At 50.6% G+C, this 7,057-nt stretch carries 6 protein-coding genes; 2 read left to right on the forward strand and 4 right to left on the reverse strand.

The window, feature by feature from the left end:
- Positions 1-424: 424 nt before the first annotated feature.
- Together Q0294_RS16070 and Q0294_RS16075 are read right to left on the reverse strand one after the other, a co-directional pair.
- Positions 425-1,156 (reverse strand): RraA family protein, encoded by a 732-nt coding sequence (locus tag Q0294_RS16070; protein ID WP_299467480.1) that lies wholly within the window; start codon positions 1,154-1,156, stop codon positions 425-427.
- A 23-nt stretch (positions 1,157-1,179) separates the two neighbouring features.
- Positions 1,180-2,463 carry a lactate racemase domain-containing protein gene (locus Q0294_RS16075; protein ID WP_299467482.1) on the reverse strand — a complete coding sequence of 428 codons (1,284 nt, stop codon included), beginning with the start codon at positions 2,461-2,463 and terminating at the stop codon, positions 1,180-1,182.
- Between the two features lie 305 nt (positions 2,464-2,768).
- Between Q0294_RS16075 and Q0294_RS16080 the strand changes: the two genes are divergently transcribed.
- Positions 2,769-4,415 (forward strand): flagellar hook-basal body protein, encoded by a 1,647-nt coding sequence (locus tag Q0294_RS16080; protein ID WP_299467484.1) that lies wholly within the window; start codon positions 2,769-2,771, stop codon positions 4,413-4,415.
- A 31-nt stretch (positions 4,416-4,446) separates the two neighbouring features.
- Here the strand turns inward: Q0294_RS16080 and Q0294_RS16085 are convergent, their stop codons facing one another.
- Positions 4,447-4,893, reverse strand: coding sequence for an SRPBCC family protein (locus Q0294_RS16085; protein ID WP_299467486.1), 447 nt, complete (start codon positions 4,891-4,893; stop codon positions 4,447-4,449).
- A 169-nt stretch (positions 4,894-5,062) separates the two neighbouring features.
- On the opposite strand from Q0294_RS16085, the gene miaA reads away from it, so the two are divergent.
- Entirely contained in the window at positions 5,063-6,007 is a 945-nt protein-coding gene (gene miaA, locus Q0294_RS16090) for a tRNA (adenosine(37)-N6)-dimethylallyltransferase MiaA (RefSeq protein ID WP_299467488.1), read from the forward strand.
- Between the two features lie 96 nt (positions 6,008-6,103).
- Here miaA and Q0294_RS16095 read toward each other — a convergent pair whose 3' ends face one another.
- Positions 6,104-6,580, reverse strand: a complete 477-nt coding sequence (locus Q0294_RS16095; RefSeq protein WP_299467490.1) for a GxxExxY protein — start codon at positions 6,578-6,580, stop codon at positions 6,104-6,106.
- Between the last annotated feature and the right edge of the window lie 477 nt (positions 6,581-7,057).

Consider the following 7,057-nt stretch of genomic DNA (forward strand, 5'->3'; position numbering starts at 1 on the left):
TCGCGATTTTCGTGGTAGACAAAAAAATTTTTCTAACACGAAAACATAGATCAGTGAGCGGCATGACGCCAGGTAGCATTAATGAGACGTAGCGCGCTTTTGAAAAACAGCGGTTGGGTAGTGTTTATTTATTGGTTTTGAATGTGATTTCCAGGACCGCAACCTAACCCAAGTCGGTTTTAACCGCGGCTAACGCCGTGCGGCTGATCTTGTTTTCAGGTACTTTGACAGCCGGAATGACTTATTAGCCGAAGGGCGTTAGCCCCGGTTGCTCCACATCTATAAGGGCAATTCGAATTAATAAACACTACCTAGCGCCGTACCGCTCAGGTTTTTGAGTCACTTCGACACCATTATGAAATCAAAAAAAGCTGGCTCCGTGTCAGAGCCAGCTTTGTTGCTGTTTCTTTTGCGGTAATTGGTTTTACTCGCCGCGGAGTCGTTTGCCGAGCTTGGCGATTTCGGCCCCCAGTTCTTTGCGGGCTTCGCCGAGACCGGCGGGGGTCAGGTTGCCGCTCTTGAGGTAATTGAGCACAATGTCTTCGGCTTTCATCAGGTCTTTACAGGCGTCGGCAATTTCCGAAGCGATCTCTGTCGGAATCGTGGTGACGCCATTCAAGTCGCCGTGCAACAGGTCGCCGGGATAAATGGGAATGCCGCCGACCGTGACCGGGACATTCACCTGCAACGTGTGGCAGTAGCCGTGGGCACAATTGGTGCCGTTCGTGAAAGCCGGGAAGTTGAGGGCTTCGACCTGATCCAGATCGCGGCCGGCGCCTGAAGTGATGATGCCTTTCGCGCCGTAGGCTTTATAGGTGGAACACATCACTTCACCGAACGTAGCAGACGCTGTCGGTTCGTCGATGTCCTGATACACGACCACAGGCGCACCGGGCAGCGATTCGAAAGCCGCGACCTGTGCATCCAGTCCGGAATACACGTCGCCACTGCGCGGAGGGGCCATACTGCGAAATGTGGATGTCAGAGCGTAACCAACCATCGGACGCATCTTGGGAAAACAGGCTTTGATCGAATCATTCATATAACCGGTATTGCGGGGGCGGATGTTCCAGAGTTCGATCACATTGCAAACGGTGGGTGTGTCATAGTTGCCGAGTTCTTCAAGGGCAGCGGTAGAGAGGCCTGCGGTAGACATGAATTTCTTTCTGTTGGAGTTAATTATGAGTGTTGCGGTTTATTAAAAACGGGGGTCAAATTTCCTTGAGCGCCGAATGTCAACTCGAAAGGTCCGGAAATGATTTCCAGATCTTCCCGGCTGTTGATTTCCTCCAGATACGGCTCGCTGACGATGACTTCACTCAGTTCGAGCGTGTCATAAATCTGTACGATACGGCTTGTTTCCGGCGGAACAAGTCCGATGGTCTGTAGCGCCGCCTCAATGGCTTCCCGGTCTGTTGCGTAGGCCAGAGGCACCATTGCTGCGGTCGGATGACTACCAGTATTAGCGTTTATGCGGGTGATTTTCCAGTCAATGCTCTCAACGGTGCGCTCGTTGGTAAACTCGGCCAGACCAATACCGCAGGCATTGCCGTGTGTTTCAGCGGTGAGGCCGCGGACCATGATGCGTTTGACAGAGACGACATCGCGTTCGGTGGCGGCGTGATCATTGAACTTGCGACCAATGACACAGGCATCCATTCCTGAGCCACTGATATTTTTACCGATGCGGTCCACGATCAGCAGATCCGTTTTCGGAAACGGAAGTCGCGGCAGCCATTCGCGGGCGATGTTGAGCAGCGCTTTTTCCCGTTCGTAAAACTGTTCCGGCAGCACGGCTTCGATCAGTCCGGTTTCGTCATAGGAGTTTTCCACAATCGCCAGGCCACCGATGACGGAGCATTTCTGCAGGATCGATGATGCGACGGCTTTGATGATTTCTTCAAAGCTGAGATCTTCGATGGCGCGGTGATAAATTTTCGCTCCCGCATGTTTGCCCAGGCCGATGAGCATCATCTTATGCAGACCGGATTCGATATCGCCAACAAAACGGGTGTGCGGTTTGACGCGTCCGCAGATCAAAACGTGGTCTGCTTCGTAGGCGTGTTTGTCAAAATGCACGGGGATGCCATGCGAGGTGGTGTCGACGATTACCGTTTCCATCGACGAGCGAATTTCGACCCCCATCTTTTCGGCTGTAATTCCGTAAGCCGCCAGGACTTTGGTCTGTCCCTCCGCGGTCCCGCCGCCATGACTGCCCATCGCGGGAACAATAAAGGGGACGGCATCCAGGGATTTCAGATAATCGATTGTGGTTTTGATGATCAGGCTGATATTGGCAATACCACGGCTGCCGACGGTGACGGCGATCGTATCTCCCGGTTTAACTACTTTGCCTAAGTTGATTTTTGCGAGTTCGGCCTGGATGGTCTCCGGGATATTCTCAATCCGGGTAGACTGGAAGTTCTGGCGAATTCGATAGGCTTTGGGCAGGGCGATGTTCATTGGAGTGCTTTAATTATCAAGGAGTCATTCCCACTCGACACTCAGGATCTCAATCCGTGTCAATTGTGAAGAGTCTGTTATTGTACGTAATAAGTGAGTATTTTCGCTACATACGGGTGCATTCGCGGGTAAGATTCTCAAGATAACGGAATTTCAGGAATCCAGCGCCGGTTGGTGATTGATCACCAACGCAGAAAAGTCTTGTTCTAAAGTAGTAATTTCGATACCTTAACGACTCTGACGATCAACGACGAATCAGCAAGTCGAAACTGGATGTTGAGCCTTGTTACTGCAGGGAAGCAGGTATGAGAAAAAATTTTGAGCGGATGGTTTTTGCGGTTTCAGTTTGCGTTCTGGGTGGCGTGTTATTTATCCAGGGGATTTTGTACCTGAAGGACCTGGGCTTTGCCGGTGAATCCGTACCAGTGACGGTTGCCATCGATCGCGCGCCCCGCGATTTTCCCGCCGCATTTGCTGAAGAAGCGCACTCCGAGGACGACACTCTTGCATCGCCATTTTTCCCTGAGGAGACTTTGATTCCTGTAGAACTGGCGTTAGCAGAAGTGAACGTGCAGGAAGAGGAAGCTGATGAATTCGCGACTGACGATCAATTAATCACGGGTCCTGCATTAAAGTTTCCCGGCATTAATGAGGTAAAATCTTCACCCCGTCTGGAAGCAGAAAAGCCGGCGGTTCCGTTACTGTTAAATCCCGGTCAGGAATTCCAGCAGACACCCGGTCCTTTGATGCCCCCGCTGAATGCAGAACCGTTACAGGATTCCCAAAGGAAATCAGATTCCCGAGAAGATCAGATGACGCGTTCGATTATTCGCGAACATCTGCCACATGCTTCGAAAGAAGAACTCGAAATCTGGTTTGAAGAACTGCAGGGAGTGCCTCACAAGGCCGCCAACGATTTGCTTTCCATTCGCAAACTGTTGCAGCCCAAGAGCGTCATGCTGTCTCCCGACAAAAAGTGGTTGCAGGCGCTGCCCGGCTTTGAAGTAGTCGCACCGCAGCAGCCGGTTTCTTCGTCAAACGGCCCGGTATCAGATCAGACCGGCTTTATCGGATTTTCTTCCAAAGCGGACCGGGATGAACTGATAGAGCGACTGAAGCCGACCGTGGATGCACTGCGGTTATCCCGTGATGTGATTGTGAATAATATCGCGAATGCAGGCACGATTGGTTTCAAGCGGTCGTATGTCGAATTCGAATCATTGCCTTATGAATATGTCCAGACACCCGCCAGTGAGAAATCGGAAACAGAACCGCCGATTGCAGTCGGTATGGGCAGTCAGGTGCTGCAAACCCGAGTCTCGCAGACCAGTGGCGAAGTTATCAAAACCGGCCGCGCGCTGGATCTGGCCATCGAAGGGCAGGGTTTTCTGCAGGTCCGGCTGGGAGAGAAAATCGCGTATACCCGGTCAGGCCGCCTGATGTTTGACAATGACCGCCGTCTCTGTATTCGCGGTTCGCAGAATAATTATCTGATTGTTCCGGAAATGGAACTGCCGGCGGAATCGCATTCGATTCAGATCTCTGAAGCGGGTGTTGTGACGGCTGTGGTTCCTGGTGCCGATGAGAATCAGGATCAGGAACAGACAGTGGGAACACTGACGATTGCCTGTTTTGCCGATCCGAGTGAATTGTTTCCCCGGGAGTCGTGTCTGTTTGAAGCGACCCCCCGTTCGGGAGCGCCCCGCGTTCTCACGCCGGGTGCGAAAGGGGCAGGTCTGGTTCGTGCGGGAGTGTTAGAAACGTCCAATGTTTCAATCGCCGAAGAACTGCAAGAGCTGTCGGTGATCAAGCAGCGTCTGGATGCATTGAAAACCGTTTATCTGACGGAACCTCATGAACCGGTTCAGGCCGATCTGGGTGTTCCTGCTGAGCGCATTGCGCAGCCCGGTGATCAACGACTCCAGCAAGGCAACCGCGCGATTTTGAAGTGAGCGGCGGTTGAGGTCAATCAATGGCCAATGCTCAGCCAAAGATTTCTTTCAAGGCGTTATGGCGATGGTAAAACCCTTCGTCGAACAGATCCAGCAGCTTCGATTCGGTAATCAGGAAGCCGAGCAGACCTCCCGGCGGTTCAAATTCCAGGAGATCAGTGACGGTCACCTGATTGTCTCCGCTGGCAACGATCCGGTGTTCGTGCGTGTAAGATTTGAGAGGCCCTGAAATCTGCAGTTCGGTGAAGACGTTCGGTTCTTCGAACACAATGATTTCGTGCGTCCCTTTCTGCACCTGTCCGAATCCCTGGATTTTGAACTCTAAAATCGCCCCTTTGTAGAGTTTGTCCGGTTTGCTGGTAAACGACAGACCGGTATCGGGGGGGCTGATTTTCAGAATATTATCGGTGTCGATCAGGAAATCAAAAATCGCCTGAGGAGTGGTGGATAACTGAACGCTGGTTTCGAAACTCGCCATCGTCTCTCGCTTTCGACTTGTGTCGCTGATTAATATACTACAATACAAAACGGCATTCTGAATGCGCCATGTGTATCCTAGCTGAATGAACCAGAAATGACGAGTCCCGGCGGTCAGAGTCTCACGCTTTTTGAAGTGCCCTCTGATGTCCTCATGAGATGAAAGAATTATGCAGTTTTCCAGAGAAGTCTTACAACAGTGCTGGTTCCTGGCGGGGCCGACCGCGTGTGGGAAAACCGAACTCAGTCTGTTGCTGGCGGAACATCTCAACGCCGAGATCCTGGCGATGGATTCGATGTCGCTTTATCGCGGCATGGATATCGGCACCGCGAAGGCCTCTCCCGCAGAGCGGGCGCGCGTGCCTCACCATCTGATTGATCTGATTGATCCGCATGAGAAGTTCAGTGTGGCCGACTATTTCACCGCGGCGGAAGAATGTTGTCGCCAGATTATTGAACGGGGGCGAACGCCATTATTTGTCGGCGGTACAGGCCTGTATTTGCGGACGATCTTAAGAGGCGTGTTTAACGGTCCCTCTGCGGACTGGGAATATCGTCGCGAACTGGAAGCGATCGCAGAGACCGAAGGAAACGAGGCGCTGCACAACCGTCTGGCAGCCGTTGATCCCGTTTGGGCGGAGAAGTTGCATCCGAATGATGTCCGTCGTGTGGCCCGCGCACTGGAAGTATTTCATGTTTCCGGCGTTCCCCTTTCTGCACAGCATGCGGAAGGGATTCTGACGCCGGAAGAATGTCCGGCGCATGTCTACTGGTTATTACCGGATCGCGAATGGCTCTACGAACGCATTAATCTGCGCGTGGATCAGATGCTCGCTGAAGGACTGATGGACGAAGTCAAGCAGTTACTCGCTGCTGAACCGCCCATGAGCCGCACGGCCCGGCAGGCGCTGGGATATAAGGAACTGATCGATTTCATGGAAGGCGTGTATTCCTACGAAAGAGCCGTCGAACTGCTCAAACAGCAGACACGCCGCTTCGCCAAACGGCAGCATACGTTTTTTCGTAACATCAAAGAATGCCGCGAAATCGACGTGCACCCGGAAGACCAACCGGCTGATCTGCTGAAGAAAATTCTAGAGTTTGAACGTGAGTGATTTTTTTTACTACCACGAAAAACACGAACAAGCACGAAATTTAAACTCAGAAAATCCTCATCTACTCAATTCCCGAAGCCTGATGTGTAAAATGCCTCAAATACAAATTTTTTTAAAGAAGACAACTGTTTGGCTAGCGTCTTCAATACTGCTTACTTTTCGTGTAATTTCGTGATTTTCGTGGTAGCAAAAAAAACATAAAACAAACCGCTTCACTGTAACTTTGGGATGCGAGCCAAAGTTGATCAGCAAACCGAGTTGTTTTTCAGTTGCTTTCAGATAGTTGAGAATCTGAGCCTGATGATCGGCGGCGATTTCTTTCACCGCTTTGAGTTCCACAATGATCGATTCATAACAGATGAGATCAGGTTGATAGGTTTGCTGAAGTGGTACTCCTTTATAGGAGAGGTGCAATTCCGGTCGCGCGACAAAGGGGATATTACAGCATCGCAGTTCCCGTTCCAGGCATTCCTGATAAACGGCTTCCAGATAACCATTGCCCATTTCGCGATACACTTCAAACACGGCTCCCTGAATGGCGTAACATTCTTTTTTGAACATAATCTCGGACATGGGAGTTCCTTTTTTTGCTACCACGAAAAACACGAAAATACACGAAATTTAAAACAGCAACTTTTTGACTGTCCGGGCTGCAGAAGAGTTAGATACACAAGATAATTGAATTAGATTTTTTAAAATAAATTAGAAGTACACACTCAATATCACGCACTCAATTCATTCTTTTTTCGTGCTTGTTCGTGTCTTTCGTGGTAGTAAATAAAAAAACTGAAATATGTACATAAATATATATGCCTGACATTGTCTTTTCAACCATTTTGAATCAGGGACCGTGTTCGTGGATCTGGCTGGTTTGGCTGGGAACTTGTTTTCTCTGCAAGGTGGCTAAGTGGTGGGAAATTCTCTATAGTGTCTTGCAAAGTATTTCGTCGCTATTCTTGTGTTTGTGGCTGGTGTTTTGGCCGGTCTGCGAGCGCTTGTTCTCACCCTTCTACTTAAATAATGTGTGTGATCCATGATGACAGATGAGAA

This window comes from uncultured Gimesia sp., from assembly GCF_937919775.1.
In the GTDB taxonomy this organism is placed as follows: Bacteria; Planctomycetota; Planctomycetia; order Planctomycetales; family Planctomycetaceae; genus Gimesia.

What these genes read in the sequence shown, in the direction of transcription:
- Q0294_RS16085 (WP_299467486.1), bottom strand. Translation starts at nt 4,893, where the DNA reads ATGGCGAGTTTCGAAACCAGCGTTCAGTTATCCACCACTCCTCAGGCG.
- miaA (WP_299467488.1), top strand. Translation starts at nt 5,063, where the DNA reads ATGCAGTTTTCCAGAGAAGTCTTACAACAGTGCTGGTTCCTGGCGGGG.
- Q0294_RS16075 (WP_299467482.1), bottom strand. Translation starts at nt 2,463, where the DNA reads ATGAACATCGCCCTGCCCAAAGCCTATCGAATTCGCCAGAACTTCCAG.
- Q0294_RS16095 (WP_299467490.1), bottom strand. Translation starts at nt 6,580, where the DNA reads ATGTCCGAGATTATGTTCAAAAAAGAATGTTACGCCATTCAGGGAGCC.
- Q0294_RS16080 (WP_299467484.1), top strand. Translation starts at nt 2,769, where the DNA reads ATGAGAAAAAATTTTGAGCGGATGGTTTTTGCGGTTTCAGTTTGCGTT.
- Q0294_RS16070 (WP_299467480.1), bottom strand. Translation starts at nt 1,156, where the DNA reads ATGTCTACCGCAGGCCTCTCTACCGCTGCCCTTGAAGAACTCGGCAAC.